The sequence below is a fragment of the Streptomyces sp. HUAS 31 genome (assembly GCF_028198125.1).
GTDB classification, from domain to species: Bacteria; Actinomycetota; Actinomycetes; order Streptomycetales; family Streptomycetaceae; genus Streptomyces; species Streptomyces chartreusis.
This window is the reverse complement of the sequence record NZ_CP116353.1, coordinates 393,987-413,816: the sequence shown is the minus strand read 5'-3', so window position 1 is coordinate 413,816 and position 19,830 is coordinate 393,987. Positions and strand designations below refer to the sequence as shown.

Annotated in this window: 11 protein-coding genes; 10 read left to right on the top strand and 1 reads right to left on the bottom strand. The window is 71.7% G+C overall.

All coding sequences use genetic code 11. The features are described from left to right. Positions 1-280: 280 nt before the first annotated feature. The 4 genes from PGH47_RS01745 to PGH47_RS01730 all read left to right on the top strand — a co-directional run bounded on the left by PGH47_RS01745 (position 281) and on the right by PGH47_RS01730 (position 7,096). On the top strand, positions 281-1,021 hold the full coding sequence (locus PGH47_RS01745; protein WP_271667949.1) for a type VII secretion system-associated protein: 741 nt from the start codon (positions 281-283) through the stop codon (positions 1,019-1,021). Beyond that, complete coding sequence (locus PGH47_RS01740) at positions 1,018-2,397, top strand: ricin-type beta-trefoil lectin domain protein (protein ID WP_271661873.1); 1,380 nt, start codon at positions 1,018-1,020, stop codon at positions 2,395-2,397. Before PGH47_RS01745 ends, PGH47_RS01740 begins: the two co-directional genes overlap by 4 nt. Positions 2,398-2,549: 152 nt before the next feature. Further along, complete coding sequence (locus PGH47_RS01735) at positions 2,550-5,864, top strand: right-handed parallel beta-helix repeat-containing protein (RefSeq protein ID WP_271661872.1); 3,315 nt, start codon at positions 2,550-2,552, stop codon at positions 5,862-5,864. After that, entirely contained in the window at positions 5,861-7,096 is a 1,236-nt protein-coding gene (locus tag PGH47_RS01730; RefSeq protein WP_271661871.1) for a S8 family serine peptidase, read from the top strand. The genes PGH47_RS01735 and PGH47_RS01730 overlap by 4 nt, the downstream gene beginning before the upstream one ends. Positions 7,097-7,158: 62 nt before the next feature. On the opposite strand, the gene eccCa is transcribed toward PGH47_RS01730, so the two are convergent. Continuing rightward, entirely contained in the window at positions 7,159-11,151 is a 3,993-nt protein-coding gene (eccCa, locus tag PGH47_RS01725; protein WP_271661870.1) for a type VII secretion protein EccCa, read from the bottom strand. Between the two features lie 454 nt (positions 11,152-11,605). Between eccCa and eccD the strand changes: the two genes are divergently transcribed. From eccD to PGH47_RS01695, 6 genes are all read left to right on the top strand, one after another. Next, the gene (gene eccD / locus PGH47_RS01720; RefSeq protein ID WP_271661869.1) at positions 11,606-13,012 is read left to right on the top strand and encodes a type VII secretion integral membrane protein EccD; all 1,407 of its coding nucleotides are present in this window, start codon (positions 11,606-11,608) and stop codon (positions 13,010-13,012) included. Positions 13,013-13,052: 40 nt separating this feature from the next. Further along, the gene (gene eccB, locus PGH47_RS01715; protein ID WP_271661868.1) at positions 13,053-14,618 is read left to right on the top strand and encodes a type VII secretion protein EccB; all 1,566 of its coding nucleotides are present in this window, start codon (positions 13,053-13,055) and stop codon (positions 14,616-14,618) included. Positions 14,619-15,095: 477 nt separating this feature from the next. Then, the gene (locus PGH47_RS01710; protein ID WP_030955148.1) at positions 15,096-15,431 is read left to right on the top strand and encodes a hypothetical protein; all 336 of its coding nucleotides are present in this window, start codon (positions 15,096-15,098) and stop codon (positions 15,429-15,431) included. 87 nt (positions 15,432-15,518) lie between these two features. Then, positions 15,519-15,827, top strand: a complete 309-nt coding sequence (locus tag PGH47_RS01705) for a WXG100 family type VII secretion target (protein WP_030955147.1) — start codon at positions 15,519-15,521, stop codon at positions 15,825-15,827. Between the two features lie 122 nt (positions 15,828-15,949). Next, complete coding sequence (locus PGH47_RS01700; RefSeq protein WP_030955146.1) at positions 15,950-16,420, top strand: type VII secretion system-associated protein; 471 nt, start codon at positions 15,950-15,952, stop codon at positions 16,418-16,420. A 25-nt stretch (positions 16,421-16,445) separates the two neighbouring features. Continuing rightward, on the top strand, positions 16,446-19,751 hold the full coding sequence (locus PGH47_RS01695; RefSeq protein WP_271661867.1) for an AAWKG family protein: 3,306 nt from the start codon (positions 16,446-16,448) through the stop codon (positions 19,749-19,751). Positions 19,752-19,830 lie beyond the last annotated feature (79 nt).

Here is a 19,830-nt window from a genome sequence, read left to right as displayed (position 1 = left end):
CGAGGTCTTCCCGTACGGGCCAACTTAGCCCGTACCAAGGACGATCGGCCGAGCACCTCCCCCAACTCTCCCGTCGCTTTGTCCACTCACGCCTCGCTGCTCCCGGAAAGTTCCCGACCCGGGCAGCAAACGGGCACGTGGGCGCGCGATTCGGACCCTGCCTGCTCCGCAACGGGCGGTGCTCGTGTGGCATCCTGGGGCTCCCGATCTGATCATCGTCGGCAGGTGCGCAAGCCGCCGGCACCCAAGTGTTCGTACTGACCGAAGAGTTCAGGTGGAGATGCGGCCCGGACAACGGCTAGAGGGCGGGCCCGACATGCCCGACAGCTCCGGGCCGGTCACCGTGGAGTCACCCGGCGCCGACGACACCCGGGCCACCGACACCCCCGAGATACCCGAGGCAGTACGGGACGCCGCCCGCCGGGCGCCCGGCCATTGGATCGGGATGGTGGACCCGGAGTGGACCCAGGACCGTACGCCGCCGGAATGGGCGGTGTTGGGGGAGTGGCAGTCCGACGAGAGCGGGGACGTCGGCGACTACCGTCCCAACCCGGCCTACCGGCCCTCGGCCCGGGCGCTCGGCTGGCCGGAGCCCACCGACCCGGTGGACGCGGCGGCGCAGCGGGCCGCCACCGGCTACGGCTCGGTGGACGAGGCGCTCGCGGCGCTCGCGGAAACGGAGATCACGGTGGTGCGCGGACCGGACGGCGGGCCGCTGACGGCAGCCGGTCTGGACGGGGCGCCGGTGATCCTTTCGTTCACCTCCCCGGCACACGAGTTCATGTCCTCGGCACTTCGCCATGACACCGTCCCGGCACAGGAGTTGGCCCGATCGCTGCGCGGTTCCGGCGCGCAGCTGATGGTCAACGCCGGTGCCGCGGCCCCCCTGCTCGTCCCGGCGGACAGGCTCCTCGACGCCTTGCCCGAACCGGAAGCCGAGCAGGCGCCCGCGGCCCCTTCCGAGGTCCGGACCCACAGCTCTTCCGAACCCTGGCCCCACACCACAGGGAGGACCCCGTGACGCGTCCGGCCCAGCACACCCCCACCTCCGCGCAGACGGAGTCCGGTTCCGCCGGTGAGGAGACGGCCTCGACCGCCACCGTCGCCCAGTCCCAGCCCGAAGTTCAGTCCACGCAGGCGCAGGCGCAGGCGCAGGGCGAGGCCGGCCAGGCGAATTCCCGGGCCGCTCAAGCGAAGCCCGAAGCCGAGGCATCGTCCGCCGCGTCCGGGGCTGCCGGCGAAGGCCGTGCGGCCGAGTCAGGGCCAGAGCCCGAAGCCGAAACCGCCGGCAGCGGCCCGTCCGAGTCCCGAGCCGTCGGCAGCGGCCCGTCCGAGTCCCGAGCCGTCGGCAGCGGCCCGTCCGAGTCCCGAGCCGTCGGCAGCGGCCCGTCCGAGTCCCAAGCCGACGACAGCGGCCGGTCCGAGTCCCGAGCCGCCACCGGCGGCCGGCCCGAAACCGACCCGAACCCCGACCCCGACTCGGAGTCCGACCCGGGCGCCGCCGCGGAGGCCAAGAGCCGCCTGCCCGCGCTCGTGCGGACCATGACCGCGACCGCCATCGACCGGCCGCAGCAGCAGGCCGCACACGTGGGCCGGCCGGGCAAAGCGGTGCTGGCCGGGGCCGCGGTCGCCGGGGCACTGCTCGTGTCGGTGCCGTTTCTCGTGCTCACGGGAGGCGACGACAAGGACGCCAAAGCGGCGCCGGCGGGAGGCACCGTACTCGGTGGCGGTGCGCAGGAGGCGCCGGGCGACTTCGTGGTGACCAAGCCCGACACCGCCACTCCGGACGACGAGAAGAGTTCCGGCAAGCCCGACAAGCCGGTGAAGCAAGCCCCCGGCGGGGGCTTGGCGCAGGGCTCGGGCAAGGAGACGCCGAAGCAGGACGGTGGCGGGAAGGACCAGCCCAAGGGCGACTCGGGCAAGCAGGACGAGCCCGCGAAGTCGGGTGGCGGCAAGACGTCCGGGGGCGGCTCCGCCGACCAGCCCTCGAACCCCGGGTCGGGCGTGACGTTCAGCGCCCCGGTCTCCGTACGCAGCCATCTCTCCGGCCGCTGCCTCGACGTACCGAACGCCGACTTCGGCGACGGCAAGAAACTGTTCGTGTGGGACTGCAACAACGGTGTGGCGCAGAAGTGGCAGTTCGCCTCCGACGGCACCATGCGCATCCAGGGCCTGTGCCTGGACGTGGCCAACGCGAACTACAACGACGGCACTCCGATCCAGATCGCCCGGTGCAGTGGCAACGCCGCCCAGAAGTTCGTCCTGAACGAGCGCCACGACCTGGTCAACACCGTCGTCGGCAAGTGCGTCGACATCAAGGACAACAACACGGGCAACGGCGCCTGGCTGCAACTGTGGACCTGTGCCGGCACCGACAACCAGAAGTGGAGCGTCTGAGCGCGCTCCGGACGCCCTCCGGCCGAGAGCGTCGCTCCCGGCATCCGCCCGCCCCGGCAGCGGGGCATGATGGCACCGTCGGTTCGCCGACACCCGTCCCCGTCAGACCGGGGGCCCAGCTGAAGACGTTGCCCCAGCAAGGAGGTTGGTGCGTGTCGCGCCAGGTACTGACGGTCGGTCCCGGGGACCGGGACCGCTACCGGACGATCGGTGAGGCACTCGCGGCTGCCCGTACAGGGGCGCTGATCAGCGTCCGGCCCGGGACGTACGCGGAGAACCTGGTGATCCACACCAGGGTCACCCTCACGGCCGCCGAGGGCCGGGGCACGGTCGAGATCCGGCCACGTTCGGGCAGCGTTCTCGCCCTGCGCGCCGACGCTGTGATGCTCTCCGAGCTGTCCCTGCGCGGCGGTGACGCGGAGTTGCCCGCCGTGGACGTGCGGCGCGGGCAGGCCGCGCTCGACGGCTGCGAGATCGTCGGCGCCGCCTGGACTGCCGTACTGGCCGGGGGCACCGGCTCCCTCGCGCTGCGGGACTGCCGGGTGAGCAACCCCCAGGGCGCCGGCATCGTCGTCACCTCGACCACGCCCACCACCGTGGAGTCCTGCACGTTCGAGCACCTCGGCACCAGCGGACTCGTCCTCGCCGAACAGGGCGAGGCGCGGCTCCGTGGCTGCACGGTGCGCGCCGCCCGCGGCAACGGCCTGCTCGCCAACGGCGACTCGACGGGCAGCGTCGAGGACTGCGACATCTCCTCCACCGACAAGCCCTCCATCGCCCTGGAGCAGAACTGCTCTCTCACGGTGGTGCGCACCGTCGTGCACGACACCAGCACCGGAGTGCACCTGAGCAGCGCGGGCCGTACGACGCTGGAGGACGTCCGCGTCACCGGCGCCTCCGGCAACGGGATCGCGCTGGCCGGGGGCACCGACCCGGTGCTGCGCCGCTGCCGGGTCTCGCGCACCCGGGGTCACGGCATCCTGGTCACCGACCGCGCGCGCGGTACCTTCGAGGACTGCTGGGTGGACGGCGCGCAGGGCGCGGCTCTCCGGGTCGCGGGGGCCGCCTCCCCGGCGCTGACCGGTCTGACGGTCCGTGACTGCGAGCAGGCGGGGCTGCTGTTGGAGGAGGACTCGGCGCCCGAGCTGGACCGCCTCGAAGTCATCGGCGGGTCGCCCGCGGTCTCGGTGCGCGGCGGCGCGAACCCCCTGCTGCGCCGGGCCCGGCTCGTGGAGCCCTCCGGCGACGGCATTACAGGGGGCAAGGACGCCCGCGGCCGGGCCGAGGACTGCGAGATCGTCCGGCCGAAGGGCGCGGGTGTACGGGTGGGCTCCGGGAGCACCCTCTACCTGGCCGGCGGCGGGGTCTCTGACACCGCCACCAGCGGCCTGGTCGTGGAGGACGGCGGCAACGTCACCGTCCGGGACTTCCGTGTCGAGATATCCGGCGAGGAAGGTGTCGTCGTCGCGGCGGGCGGTGAGCTGACGGCCAACCGCACCACGGTGCACGCCGCACAGGGCCACGGCTTCCTGCTGCGCGAGGGCGCGCTCGCCTCGCTCAGCGGCTGCGAGGTCTCCGGCGGTGCCCAGGACGGCTTCCGGGTGGAGTCCACCGCCCCGGTCTCGCTCGTGAACTGCCTCGCCCGGGAGAACGAGGGCGGCGGCCTCGTGCAGACCACACCCGGCGAACGGCTCGCCGTGGACGGCCTGAAGAGCACCGGCAACGGCAAGCGGGACGCCTGGGGCAGCGGCAGCGCCGAGAACACCGACCCGGCCGGCTCCGGCGCCGCGGACGCGCCCCCGCCGGACCGTGTGGACGGCCCGCTCGGCGCCCTCAACGCGCTGATCGGCCTGGAGAACGTCAAGCAGCAGGTCGGCACCCTGGTCAACCTGACCCAGCTCGCCCAGCGCCGCGAGCAACTCGGCATGTCCGCACCGCCGATGAGCAGACATCTGATCTTCGCAGGACCGCCGGGCACCGGTAAGACCACCGTGGCACGCCTCTACGGGGCGATCCTGGCCGAACTGGGCTCCCTGCGCAGCGGCCACCTCGTGGAGGTCTCCCGTGCCGACCTGGTCGCACAGGTCGTCGGCGGCACCGCGATCAAGACCACCGAGACCTTCCAACGGGCTCTCGGCGGCGTGCTGTTCGTCGACGAGGCGTACACGCTCACCGCGGACAGCGGCAACGGCGGCGCCGACTTCGGCCGCGAGGCGGTGGACACCCTGCTGAAGCTGATGGAGGACCACCGCGACGACGTGGTCGTGGTCGCGGCCGGCTACTCCCGCGAGATGGAGTCCTTCCTCGGCTCCAACCCCGGTCTGGCCTCGCGTTTCTCCCGGACCGTCGAGTTCGAGAACTACTCCGTGCCCGAACTGGTCGCGATCATGGAGAACATGTGCGGCCAGCACCAGTACGAACTGGGCGAGGGCACCGCGGAGGCGCTGGCGGCACACTTCGAGGCGATGCCCCGGGACGCCGGCTTCGGCAACGGCCGTGCCGCACGCGGGGTGTTCGAGGAGATGGTGGACCGGCAGGCCGTACGCCTCGCCTCCCAGGCGCAGGTCGGCGAGCACGATCTACGGCTGCTGCTGCCGGAGGACGTGTCCGCCACCGCCGCCGCGAAGGCCGCCGAGTCCGGCGCGCCTCAGGACGATCCGCTGACCCGCCTCGGCGACATGATCGGCCTGGCCGAGGTCAAGCGCGATGTCGCGGACCTGGTCAACCTCATCACCACCGCCCGCCATCGAGCAGCCGCCGGACTGCCGGTGCCCTCCCTCAGCCACCACCTGGTCTTCACCGGCCCGCCCGGCACCGGCAAGACCACGGTCGCCCGCCTCTACGGCGAGATCCTGACCCAGCTCGGCATCCTGGAACGGGGCCAGTTGGTGGAGGCGGCGCGCGCCGACCTGGTCGGCCGCTACATCGGCCACACCGCCCAGCTCACCCGCGAGGTCTTCGAACGGGCCCGCGGCGGTGTGCTGTTCATCGACGAGGCGTACACCCTCACCCCGCAGGGCGGCGGCGCCGACTTCGGCCAGGAGGCGGTGGACACCCTGCTGAAGCTGATGGAGGACCACCGCGACGAGGTGGTCGTCATCGTCGCCGGCTACACCGGCGAGATGGAGCGCTTCCTCGCCTCCAACCCGGGTCTGTCCTCCCGCTTCCCACGCCGGATCACCTTCGCCGACTACTCCTCCGAGGAACTGGTCACCATCGTGCGCGCACAGGCCGCGAGCATGGGCTACGAGTGCGGACCCGGCACCGGCCCGGTGCTCAAGTCGTACTTCGATGCGCTGCCCCGGGACCGCTCCTTCGGCAACGCGCGGCTCGCCCGGCAGGTGCTCGAATCGATGGTCACCCGCCAGGCGGGGCGGCTCAGTTCGCTGGCCGCGCCCACTCTGGACGACCTGCGCATCCTCGTCCCCGAGGACGTGGCCGCGGCCCCGAAGGCGGCCGGCCTGTGAAGCCTGCCGCCCGCGGGGCCGCCCGTCTGCTGTCCGGCGCCGGCCTCGCCGCCGCACTGCTGCTGCCCACGGCCGTCACGGCTCACACGGCCCCTCACTCGGGGGTGCCGACGGCCGACGGGAAGAAGGGCCAGGAACTTCCGGCGATGCCCTCCGCGCTCGACGCGGACGCCGAGTGCACCGCCGCCTCGCGTGAGAAGGCGAAGAAGCAGGACTGGTCACGCCAGCGCCTCGACCTGGACCGGACGCACGGCCACGGCATCGGCGCCGGGGTGACCGTCGCTCTGATCGACACCGGCGTCGCCCCCGACGCCGACGGCCTCGACGGCCGCGTCACCGCCGACGGCCCGGCAGCCGACGACTGCGTCGGGCACGGCACCTTCCTGGCCGGGCTGATCGCAGGCAGCGGTGCGAGCCTGACCGGAGTCGCACCGGGTGCGCGGATCCTCGCCCTGCGCGGCACGGACACACGCGGTGCAGCGAGCCCGGCACTCGTCGCGGCCGCGGTACGCGAGGCCACCGAAGCCGGGGCCGACGTCATCGCGGTCACGGTCGCCCTGCCGCGCCGGAACACGGAACTGACCCGCGCGGTCGCCGACGCCCGCCGCGCGGGTGCGATCGTGGTCGCAGCGGCCACCCCCGACCCGCCGACGCGGGGCGGCACAGACGAGATCCCCTCCCGCGTCTACTGGCCGGCCGGTGAACCCGGCGTCCTCTCGGTCGCCGACATGCTCCCCGGCGGCCTCCGCCCGGACCGGGCCCTGCCCACCACGGACATCGACCTGGCCGCACCCGGGGCCGGCGTGGTCTCCGGAGGCCCGCGCGGTGACGGCCACTACCTCGGCGCGGGCGCCTCGGTCGCCGCCGCCTACGCCGCCGGTGCCGCCGCGGTGGTTCTCGCGGCCCATCCGGACGACTCGCCCGACGCCGTCACCCACCGCCTGACCGCCACCGCCTACCCCGCGGACATCCCGCAACTGGACGCGTACGCCGCCGTGACCACGGTCCTCGGCGACCCGGGTTCCTCGGCCGGTACCGAGCGCGCAGCGGAGCGCGTCGCCGTCCGTGACACCTCCGACGCCGACGCGGCCACAGACCGGGCCACGCTCTTCGTCATCCTCGGCTCCACCGCCGTACTCACCGTCCTGTGGGCCGCTTTCACGCTGCCCAGGGCCCGCGCCCGTGGCTGGCGCCCGGCGCGGGCCGCGGGCGGGGGATCGACAGAGGACTGACGGTCGGTACGGGAACGACGAAGGCGGGGGTCACCAGGTGACCCCCGCCTCCTTCCTCTGTCTCAGCCTTCCTGTCCGGCGGCCGGCTCCACCAGCGCCGTCTGCATCAGCCGTGCCTTTCGCCGGGCGATGTGCAGGGCCCGGCCCGGCGGCAGGTTGACGGGCTTCGCGTTGCCGAAGAGGCGGCCCTCGGTGGGCGGGCAGGAGAGCAGGATCGCGGGGTTGTTCGCCTCGTCCATGCGGCGGATGAGGGAGTCGCTCAGACCCCGGCCCGCACCCATGGCGCTACGGGCGACGATCACGTGCAGACCCATCTCGAAACCGAGCGTCAGATGCTCGAAGAGCGGCTCGAACGGGCTCTGGAAGGAGTTGCTTGAGACCATGTCGTAGTCGTCGACCAGGATGAACAGACGCGGGCCGGTCCACCAGTCGCACTTGCGCATCCGGGCGGGGGCGATGTCCGCGCCGGGGACACGGGTCTTCATCGCGCGGGCCGCGCCGTCGATCGTCTCCTTGAGGTTGTCCAGGGAGATGACGTGCCCGATGCGGTACTCCTCCGGGATGCCGTCCACCAGCGTGCGCCGGTAGTCCACCGCGATGATCTTCGCCTCGTGCGGGGCGTACCGGGCGGTGATGCCCGCGGTGATCCGGCGCAGCAGGTTGGTCTTGCCGCTCTCCGTGTCGCCGACCACGATCAGGTGCGGGGTGCGGCTGAAGTCGTGCCACACCGGCTCCAGGGCGTCCTGGTCGATGCCGAGCGGAAGTCGCATGCCGCCGCCCTCGGTCTGCTCGGGCGCGGGGAGTTCGGCGAGCGGCAGCCGGTGCGGCAGCATCCGGACCTGCGGGGCGACCGGGCCCGGCCAGTGCTTGGCCACCTCGCCGACCAGGTGGGCGACCCCGTCGCCGAGGTCCTCGAGGGAGCCGCTGCCGTCCAGGCGGGGCAGGCCGGCGAGGAAGTGCATCTTGCTGTCGGCGGTGATGCCGCGGCCACCGCTGCGCGGCACCGAGCGGGCCTTGCGGGTGTCGATCTCCGAGTCCATCGGATCACCCATCCGCAGCTCCAGGCGGGTCGCCGCCTGATCGCGGACCTGCGCGGACAGCTCCACCCAGCGGGTGGTGGTGATGAGCAGATGGATGCCGTAGTTCAGGCCGCGGGCGGCGAGTTCGTTGAACTTCGGGACCAGGTCGTCGTAGTCCTGACGGACCGTCGACCAGCCGTCGACCACCATGAACACGTCGCCGAACGGCTCGTCGGGGAACTCGCCGGCGGCGCGGCGACGGCGGTAGGACTGCATGGAGTCGATGGTGTGGTCGACGAAGAACTGCTCACGGCGGGCGAGCAGCGTCATCACCTCGGCGACGGCCCGGTGCACCCGCTCCGGGTTGAGCCGCGCCGCGACACCGCCGACGTGGGGGAGCGCGGCGAACTGGGAGAGGCCGCCGCCACCGAAGTCGAGGCAGTAGAACTGGATCTCGGCCGGCGTGTGGGTCAGGGCGAGCGCCGCGATCAGGGTGCGGGCGAGGGTGGACTTGCCGCTCTGCGAGCCGCCCGCGATGGCGACATGGCCGCCGGCTCCGGACAGGTCCACGACCAGCGGGTCGCGGCGCTGCTCGAAGGGCTTGTCGACCAGGCCGACCGGCACCCGCAGCCTGCCCGTGCCGGACCAGCCGGCGGCGGTCAGGCCGCGCTCGGCGTCGGCGGCGATGCCGGGCAGCAGCGCGTCCAGCGGGGACGGCTCGTCGAGCGGCGGCAGCCACACCTGGTGGGCGGCGGGACCCGAGTCGCGCAACCGGTCGAGGGCCACGTCGAGCAGGGTCTCCTCGTCGCCGCTCTCCTCGGTCTCCGGCTCCGGGACGGGCGTGGGGTCGAGGGTGCGCGGCACCACCCAGCCGCTGGTCCACGGCACCACCTGGCTGGCCACCCGCGCCTGCACGACCGCGCCGGTGCGCCGCCGGTAGGTGCCGGAGGAGTAGGCGGCACGGAAGCGCGTCAGGTCCTCCACCCCGGACTTGAGATAGCCGCTGCCGGGCTGGGCGGGCAGTTCGTAGGCGTCCGGCACGCCCAGCACACCCCGGCTCTCCATGGCGGAGAACGTACGCAGGCCGACCCGGTACGACAGGTGGCTCTCCAGCTGGTGCATACGGCCCTCGTCGAGGCGCTGCGAGGCCAGCAGCAGATGCACGCCGAGCGAGCGGCCGAGGCGCCCGATCATCACGAACAGATCCATGAACTCGCGGTGCGCGGAGAGGAGTTCGCTGAACTCGTCGACCACCACGAACAGGCTGGGCAGCGGGGTGAGGTCGGCGCCACCGGCGCGGGCTCGCTCGTACTCCAGGGCTGAGGTGTAGTTGCCGGCCGCGCGCAACAGCTCCTGGCGGCGGATGAGTTCGCCGTGCAGGGCGTCCTGCATGCGCTCCACCAGGGCGACTTCATCGGCGAGATTGGTGATGACGGCGGAGGTGTGCGGCAGTTCCTCCAGGCCGAGGAAGGTGGCGCCGCCCTTGAAGTCGACCAGGACGAAGTTCAGGGTCTCCGAGGAGTTCGTCAGGGCGAGACCCAGGACGAGGGTGCGCAGGAGCTCGCTCTTGCCGGAGCCGGTGGCGCCGATGAGCATGCCGTGCGGGCCCATGCCGCCCTGCGCGGACTCCTTGATGTCCAGTTCCACCGGACGGCCGTCCACGCCTACCGCGATCGGCACCCGCAGCCGGGCGGAGCCGGTGTGCCGTGCGAACAGGGCCTTGGTGTCGTGCCGGTGCAGATCGGGGATGCCGAGCAGGGTGGTCAGCTCGACGTCGCTGTCCAGCGGCTGCGCGATGTCGCTGCCGAGGCTGATCCGGCGGGAGGCGAGCAGCCGCGCCAGCGACTCCGCGCCGAGCGGGCCGAGCCGGTCCGGCCGGCCGAGCGGCACCGAGCGCTCCTTGCGGCTGCGGTCGGTGCGCACCAGGTTCACCTGGTCCGGCCCGACGGTCAGCCGCAGCGTGTTGCGGCCGGGCCGCCAGCGCAGCGCGCCGGAGACGTCCAGCACCACGGCGTTGCGATAGCCGTGGCCCTCCCAGCGGTGACCCTCGGGGACGGTGATGCCGTCCAGGACGACGACCGTGTACGGCTCGTCACGGCCCGGGCGGGCATCCGGGTCGAAGCCGGGGCGCTCGGCGAACTCGGCGCCGAGCAGGTCGTCCAGCTCGGTGAGGTCGGCGGTGATCCGGCGGACCTGCCCTGCGCCGTCCTCCTCGTGCGGATGCAGGGCGTGCGGCAGCCACTTGACCCACTCCCAGTCGCCCCGCCGCTCGTCGCTGACGCAGAGTGCGATCCACAGCTCCTCCGGCGCGTGGAACACCGCGAGCTGACCGAGAGCGGCACGCAGCAGAGCGCGTACGGCTTCGTCGTCGGCGCCCTCAGGGGTCCCGGACGACGCGGCGAGCTCCTCGTCCAGTGCCTCCTCGGGGCGCAGCAGAACCCGGGCCGAGGACCGGAGGTAGAGACCGAGAGGCTGCTCGGGGATCGTGGAGTAGGCGCGGATGAAGCGTCGCAGGGCGTGTGCGCAGAGCGGTTCGAGGTCCTCCACCGGGCGGGTGGACACCGGGTTGAGGGTGAGTGCGAGCTGCTGTTCGCCGACCGCGAGCCGGACCTCGCCGAAGTCCTCGTCGGCCGGGCGGCGTTCCCACAGCCGTGAGGTGCGGGCCAGCGAACGCAGGGACGAGGGCTCCGGGTGACGCCAGGCGAGCGCCCGCTGCTGCTCCACGATGGTCGACCTGACCCGCTTGCGGGTCTGCGCCAGATAACGGAGGTAGTCGCGGCGCTCGCCCTTCAGGCGCTGCTTGCGCTCGCTGGAGCGGCGCATCAGCTGGCCCAGCAGCATCGCGCCGGCGGACAGCGCCATCACACCCATCGCCAGGTAGATGAAGACGCCGTTGCCACCGCCCGGGCGCAGGAACATCAGCATCATCGACACCGACATCAGCGCCATCGGCAGATAGGTCCATATCGCCGAGGTGTCGGGCACCGTCTCGGCGAGGACCGGCGGCTCCTGGAGGGTCAATTGCCCTTCGGGCATCTCGGGACCGCGCCTGCGGGCCGGCCGGCGAAACAGCACCACACTCAAGGAACAGAACCTCCGGTTTCACTGGCTTTCCGGCCCGCGCCGAATACCGGGACACCCGGTAGCCGGAAAGACCGCACCGCGCTCATTTTCCGGGGACCCGGGTACGCGGTGAACGCCGGATGAATGTTGTGAGCGGAAAGCAGGGAACGGTCAACTCTCCCACCATTCAACTGCATACCGGACAAGGAGCCCGGTCCCCAGCACGTTCCGGCGAGCGTAGGCAGTAGTCTGCATTCACGTAACGCGACCTGTCCACGCGGGAGAGGTGGTTGCCGGGCTCGCGGGCGTAATTCCCCTGTCCGACCCCCCTGTTCTGGCCCGTGCGGACCTTCCGTACTCTTCGCACTGCCCCGCTCGCGGGGAAGTCCTCCTGCCAAAACCCCCACGGAAGACGAGAGTTCAGCTGATGACCGACAGTGCGGTGGCCGAGCTGTGCCGCCTGACCGTACGTGCGCCGAGCGTCTCCGTCGATCTGGCCGTGCCCGCCGACGTGCCGGTCGCCGATCTGCTGCCCACGCTGCTGCGCTATGTCGGCGAGGAGGCCGAGGAGGCCGGACTCGACCACGCCGGCTGGGTGCTCCAGCGGCTCGGCGACGCCCCGCTCGACGAGGAGACCACCCTCGCGCGGGCCGGGCTCGCCGACGGAGACGTGCTCTATCTGCGCCCGCACACCGAGGCCCTGCCCGAGGCCCGGCTCGACGACCTGGTGGACGGAATAGCCGACACCGCCGGCCGCAGGCTGCACACCTGGCACCCCGAAGCGGCCCGGGGGCTGCTGGTGGGCGCCACGGTGGCGACCGTGGCCACGGCCCTGGTGCTGGTGTTCTGGCCGGGAGCGGCCGGCTCCGGCTCGGTCAGGGCCGCCTGTTCCGCCGTGGCGGGGCTGCTGCTGCTCGCCGGCGCGGGCACCGCCAGCCGCGCGGTCGGCGACCGACTGTCCGCCACCGCGCTCGGCCTGCTGGTCGCGCCCTGCCTGGCGCTCGCCGGCTGGGTGCTGCCCGGCGGTGACCTGACCGGCCCGGACGCGGCGCAGGTCGCGGGCGCCCGGCTGCTCGCGGCGGGCGCGGCCGGTGCCGGCGGCGCCGTCCTCGCGCTGGCCGCCACCGCCGTCGGCGCACCGGCCCTGCTGGGCACCGCGGTCGTGTCGGTGGCCATCGCGATCTCCGGTGCCCTCATCGGCTACACGGACCTGCACGTGCCGGCCGCGGTCGCGCTGGTCGCGACGGTGTTCGTGCTCGCGGCCGGGACCGTGGCACCGTTCGCCTTCAAGCTGGCCGGGATGCGGATGCCCGCCCTGCCCTCCTCCGCGAGCCAGCTCCAGGAAGGCATCGAGCCCTACGCGGGCAGCGACGTCGCCGAGCGCACCGAACTGGCCGGACGCTGGGTGACCGCGCTCTTCGCCGTCACCGGCGTCATCGCCGCGGGCGCCCTGGCCGTCCTCGCCGAACACCCCAACCTGCCCGAGGTACTGACCGCGCTCGCGCTGAGCCTGCTGCTGCTTCTGCACTCCCGGGGGCTGGTCCACATCGGCCAGCGGCTCACCCTCGCGGTGCCCGGGATCTGGGGCCTGCTGCTGCTCGCCCGCAGCTGGGCGGCGGACAGCGACGGCGACGGACGACTGGTGGTCTTCGCGGTGCTGCTCGGAGCGGCCGCCGCGCTGGTGATCGCCGCCTGGACGGTACCCGGCCGCCGCATGCTGCCGTACTGGGGCCGGGCCGCGGAGGTGGCGCACACCGGCATCGCGGTGGCGCTGCTGCCGCTCGCCCTGTGGGTGGCGGGACTCTTCGGCTGGCTGCGCGGCCTGTTCGGCTGAGTACCCCCGCACTCCGGCAAGAGAACGACTAGGAGAGGCCGTGCAGTCCAAACGCGACCAGGTACACGCCCACACCTTCATGATGGGCAGGCTCAGTTCGGGCCTGCTGATGGCCGACCCGGACGCCCCGGAGAGCCCGCTCGGGCGCACCACACGCGGCGTGGTCTTCGGCGTACTGGTCACCGTCCTGGTCGGTGCGGGCGCCACCGTGTACGGCCTGCTGCGCCCCGGCGGGAACGACGCCTGGCGCGAGGACGCGCACCTGGTGGTCAATCGCGACACCGGCGCCCGCTACCTGTGGACCAACACCGACGGCGTGCTGCACCCCGTGCGCAACTACGCCTCCGCGCGGCTGATCGGCGGCTCCGACCTGGAGACCGTGGACGTCTCGACCGCTTCGCTGCGGGACGTCCCGGTGGGCGCCCCGGCAGGCATCCCCGGCGTCCCCGACACCGTGCCCGAGCCCGGCCAACTCGACGACGGCGCCTGGCACATGTGCGTCACCGGCCCGGACGGCGCGCTGCCGGACACCTCCGGTGCCGTGGCGAGCACCGGGGTGGAGAAGCCGGGGGCGACCACCGTGGTGGCCGGTGCGCCGCTGGACGCCGACGGCATCGGCGGCGACCGCGGGGTGCTGGTCAGCGGACCCGACGACACCGAGTACCTGGTGTGGCGCGGCAGCCGGCTCCCCCTGGACCGCGAGTCGGACGCCCGCAACGCCCTCGGCTACGGCTCCGAGCAGCCGATGCCGGTCTCGGCGGCCTTCCTCGACGCGCTGGCCCCCGGCCCAGTCCTGAAGCCGCCCGCGGTGCCGGGACGCGGTGAGGAGGGCCCCGAACTCGGCGGGGAGGCCAGCCGGATCGGCCAGCTGTTCAAGGTCGGCGTCCCCGGCGGCGACAGCACCTACCACCTGCTGCGCAAGGACGGTCTCGTCCCGCTGACCAGGCTCGGCGCCGCCCTGGTGCTGGGCGACCCGGCCACCCAGAAGGACGCCTACCAGGGGCGCTCGCCCGAGGTGCGCACGGTCGGCGCCGACGCGCTGCGCGAACACCGGGCCAAGGACCAGGACACCGGCTCCGCCGAGGAGCTGCCCGACGCACCGCCCGTCCCGCAGTCCGCGCCACGCGGCACCGCGCTCTGCGCACAGGTCGACGGCGGCGAAGGCGGCGTCCGGATCAGGTCGGTGCTGGTACCGCTGACCCGGCTCGCCCCGGTCGCGGTGTCGGAGGGCACCGCCCAGCCGCTGAAGCCCGCCTGCGTCCCCACCGACGCCACGGTGGTCCGGCCCGGCCGGGGCGCCCTGGTCCGGGCCCTCAACGCCAGCGGCGCCGCGCACGCGGGCACGAGCTATCTGGTGGCGGAGAACGGCGTCAAGTACCGCGTCTCCACCAAGAACGCACTGGCCGCGCTCGGATACGAGACCGCCGACATCGCCTCCGTCCCGGCACCGCTCCTCGCTGCCCTCCCGACCGGCGCGGACCTCGACCCGGCCGCCGCCTCGGGCGTCGTCGAGCCCAAGGTGACCGCTCCGCAGTGCGCCCCGGACCCGGAGCGCAAGGCGGGCGAGGCGAGCGCCATTGCCGACAAGGCGGACACCGTACGCTGATCACGGCAAGGGGCGCATTCGGTGCCGATGAAAAGGAAAAGGGCGGGGCCAACAGAAGTATTGAGCCAAAGTAGTTGCCGATGGTGTGAAGTCCGCGGAGTCATCGCGGACGGCACGCGGCGGGAACCTCAAACAAAGCTCAGCTATTTCGGACGAGCCATGCCCGCAGAATCCCCGAGGAAGCGCTTGCAAAGCCGGATACGGCGCTTCGTGACGCCCGTTCGGCTTCCTCCCGTGCCCGCTTTTTGCCCGCCTCGCGTTGCCCGGCGGACGTTGCGCGCAGCGGGCGTCCGGCCGGCCGGAGAGGCTTGTTCATATCGCTGAAACCTTCGCACAACTCCCTTGCCACGCAAGAATTCCGGGGCGAGCTGACCGAAGCTCAAATCTTCCCTGTGCGCGTTGCGCGGAACGCCGGCTTCTCTTTAGCCTCAGCGAGCAACTGTGCGACGAGACAGGGCTGAACGAAGGGAGCGCGACATGGCGGACAGCGCCGCAAGGAAAGCGGACTATGCCAAGGGCTTGGGGGGTGTCTCCTCGCTGGAGTCGGCCCGGAGCCAGGTCGAGAAGATTCAGAACAACGTGGCCGAGATCGCCGCGCGTTCGGGCGTCGGCGGCGACGAGGGCCAGGCCCTGCTGAAGCTCTTCCGCAGCTGGAACGCCGAGGCGCAGAAGGTCGTCATCCAGATCAGCAAGATGGTCGACGCGCTCCAGGAGAACGTGACCTCCGCCAACCGTCTGGCGCAGGAGAACCAGGACCTGACCGAGGTCCTCAACAGCAAGACCAGCCAGGGCGTCTTCGAAGCGCTGAGCTGACCCGACCGGTAGCACCGGCCCCGTCACGGCGAGGCCGGACCCCTTGAGCTTCCCGGGCCGGCGCCCGGCCGTACGAGAGGAGACGTCATGGCCGACGGCATCATCGACGTGCAGTACCCCGTGGTCCGCAACGCCATCGAGGAATTGATGGCGCAGACCCAGCAGATCATCACCACCCTCAACAACCTGGAGGACGAGCTCAAGCCCCTCGTCAACTCCTGGGAGGGTTCCGACCAGGAGACCTACCGTCAGGTCCAGGCGGAGTGGGACCAGGCCACCAAGAACATGGCCCAGCTCCTCGGCGACAACGGCGAGCTGATCCAGACCATCCACGACAACCACTCCCGCGACGAGCGCAAGAGCGCCGACAACTGGGGCGGTGTGCGGGCCCGTTAGGGTCTCGCCGCAACGTCCTCGTCGTCGAGGGTTCGGCGGCGTGGCCCGGCCGTCGTCCGTGAACGGGGCGTCTGCCGGGCCCCCGTGTCCCCGTCCGGCACCAAGCGTCAGGAGTGCGTCCCATGGCCGGTGAGAAGGCCGACGTAAAGCATTTCGACCTCAAGCAGATGGAGAACTTCCGGGACAACGAGGTACAGCCCGTCTACACCGCCGCGAAGAAGCACAAGGAGGAGGGCGACGGGTCCCACATCCGCCCGCTCGGCCACCTCATCGACGGGCACACCACACCGGACAACCTCGCCCAGGACAAGCAACTCCTGCGCATCGGCAGGATGGTGACCGAGCCGCTGGTCTCGGGACCGAAGCTGATCGAGGACATCCGCACCGCGGCCGAGGCCATCGACAAGCTGCTCGGCGACCAGATGGACCTCTTCAAGGAGTTGAAGGAGGCCCTCACCGAGACGATCGAAGAGGCCAACAAGACCAAGGACAAGAACCTCGACGCGATCGACGCCCAGACGCTCCTTCAAACCTTCGACGAGGTCGACACCCTCACCGCCGGCGGCACCGGCGACCCGGACGACGAGTCCTGACCAACTCCGATAGAAAGGGCGCCCGGTGGCCGATCGGTACGATCCCAACTCCGTCGCCAACCTCGACAAGTTCGACAGCGCCGGCGACCCGTCGAGTGACACCTGGGCCACCCTGGTCACCCATATCACCGGCTATCCGGTGCCCGACCGCAACACCATCTTCGACACGCTGCGCTCCGACCACGGAGGCAAGCTGTTCCGGATGGACATCCCCGAGCGCAGCCTCTCCGTACTCGTCAAGGACTCCGGCTTCCTGACGAACAAGGGCGAGGACTACGACATCTGGTTCTTCGACAGCGGCAAGAAGCGCTCCATCATGCAGGCCCGGATCGTCTTCGAGGGCCGTGTGAAGGCGGGCGAGGAGATCATCTTCGCCGGTCCGGGCTCGGACAACGTCCATGACGCGCAGGTCCGTGAGGGCAACGAGTTCACGGACTACAACAAGGACAAGATGAGCACCATCCCGCTCGCCCGGTACATGAACGGGCCGCGGGCGGCACTCCTCGCCCTCCTCGGCGGCAACACCACGGACGCCCGGTTCAGCAACCTCGGCGTGCCCGGGGCCGACGTGGTGGACCTGAAGTCCTTCGACACCACGGGGGAGTCCTTCGACTTCGCCGCCAAGTTCTTCAGGGACCACGCGGTGGTGCTGAAGGACTGGGAGGACCGCTTCGGCCGGGACGACGCCAGCTGGAAGGGCGAGGCCGCGGAGGTCTTCCGCAGCCTGCTGAAGAAGATCCGCGAGAACTACGACAGTTACGTCGAGACCTTCAACGAGAGCCCCGGAGCCGGCGACGGGACCGGCACCGGCGGCACCGTGTACTCCCGCGCCCTGTCGCTGGGCCGCAAGTACCTCGAGGACGCTGCGAACAAGCTGCTGGAGGCGTGGCTCGCCTGGGCCAAGTCCCCGTACTACGACCCCCACCAGGTGCTGCGCTACGTCCTGGACGACCTGGCCCAGTGGGTCGACGCCAACAACGTCGCCAAGACGGACATCAAGTCCTACACCTCCCGCTACACCACGACCGTCAGCCACAGCCCGCAGGCCGGCTTCACCCAGGTGCACCCGGAGTACGGCGACCTCACCGACATCGCGAACTGGGCGAAGGTCGGCGACAAGGCCGTCAAGATCTGGAGTCAGGGCGTCAACGAGTACCTCGGCAAGCCCGCCGCCGAGGTGCAGTCGAACCTGAACAACCACTTCCTCGACCTGGGCGACGACTTCTCCGACAACGTGCCCAAGCCGAAGTCGACCAGCACCGCCTCCGAGGAGTACGAGGAGAAGAAGGCCAAGGAGGAGCAGGAGGAGATCAACCGGCAGAACGAGGAGAACCGCAAGTACCAGGACGAACTGCGCGCGGAGCAGGAGCGGCAGCGCGAGGAGGACCGCAAGTACCAGGACGAGCTCCGCGAGGAGCAGAACCGCCAGCGCGAAGAGGACAAGAAGTACCAGGACGAGCTGCGGGAGGAGCAGAACCGCCAGCGCGAGGAGGACAAGCGCCTCCAGGACGACCTGCGCAACGAGCAGAACCAGCAGCGCGAAGAGGACAAGAAGTACCAGGACGAGCTCCGCGAGGAGCAGCGGCGGGAGCAGGAAGAGGCCAAGCGGCAGGCCGAGGAGCAGGCCAAGGCCATGGAGGAGAGCCTCGGCGGTATCAACAACCCCAACGGCGTCACCGAGCAGAACATCGACGGCCTCGACGACCTGCTGAACCAGAACAACCCGGTCACCGAGAGCCTCGGCGACCTCGGCGACGTGAACGGCCAGGGCGGCGACCAGCAGGCCTTCACGTCCACCCCGCCCCCGGGCATCACGAACCTCGGCAACCTCGGTGCGGTGAACACGGGACCGGGCGGCACGAACAACGCCGCCAACGACGCGGTCACCCAGGACCTGGGGAACCTCGGCGACCTGAACACGGGCGGCGGCTCGGTCAAGACCCCGACCGGTGGCAACACCCAGCTCGACGCCGGCAGGCTCACCACCGACTTCCCGGACGGCAGCAGCACCAGCTTCGACCCGGACAGCGGGGTGCTCACCACCACCCACCCGGACGGCAGCGTCACCACGCAGAACCTGGGCGACGGCACCAGGGTGACCAACCCGGACGGCTCGGTCACGTCCCTCGGCGACGACGGCAAGCTGACGACCACGTTCCCCGACGGCAGCGTCCAGACCGTCGACCCCTCGACGGGGCAGGTCAGCACCACCGACCCCGACGGCACCACGACCACCCAGGACCTCGGCAACCTGGGCGACCTGAACAGCCAGAGCAACAACGCGGACCTGGGCGACCTCGGCGACATCAACTCCGACCTGCCCACCCAGTCGGAGGGCGACCTGGGCGACCTGGGGAACCTCAACACCGACCGCAGCGGCCTCGAGACCCCGACCGGCGGCAGCACCCAGCTCAGCGACGGCGACATCGCGACCGACTTCCGCGACGGCAGCAGGATCAGCTTCGACCCGGACAGCGGTCTGCTCACCAGCACGAACGCGGACGGCAGCACCACGACCACCGACCTCACCCACGGCGCGACGGTGACCAACCCGGACGGCTCGAAGACCAGCCTCGACAACGGCATGCTGACCACGGAGTTCCCCGACGGCAGCAAGCAGGTCATCGACCCGGACACCGGCATCGCCACCGTCACCGACTCGCAGGGCAACAGCGAGCGGATCGACCTGCACGATCTGAACTCGTCCGGCGGCCCGGACACCTCGGACATCCTCGACGGCCTCGGCGATCTGGAGAGCGGCGGCCTCAACGACACCGGCGGCGGCACCTCCACCCAGGACCTGTCGCTCTCCGACCTCGGCGTCGGCGGCGGCGCGGGCGGTGGGGCGTCCGGCGGCGGCGTGGGGGAGAGCTACCGCACCGCGGACAGCTCCGGCGGAACCGGGGCCGCACCCCTCTCGGACGGTGCCGCCGACAGCGCGGGCAGCGCGCTCGCCCCCGCCGCGGCGGCCGGAACCCCCGGTGCGCCAGGCATGCCCGGCAGCCCCGGCATGCCGATGGGCGGCATGGGCGCCGGCGGCATGGGAGCGGGCGGCGACAAGGGCAACGGCGAGCGCGTGCGTGCCGTGCTGGTAGACGCGGCGGAGGAGAGCGAGCGCCGCAACCGGCGTCGGCGCAGCCCGTGGAATCGCCAGGAGGACGACGACACCTTCCTCGCCCCGGCCTCCCGGGTGGCGACCACCGGCGGTGACGCGCCCGAGGAGGAGGCGGAGCCGGGCCGCAACAGGGCGACCAGTTCCGACTACCTGGAGGAGGACGCCGACGTGTGGGGCACCGAAGAGGGCGGCACACCGGCCGTCATCGGACGGTGAGCACCGTACGGCCGCGGCCTGAGCACCGCGCCGAGACGAATCACACCCGGTCCCCGCTTCCGCGGCGGGGGCCTCACCG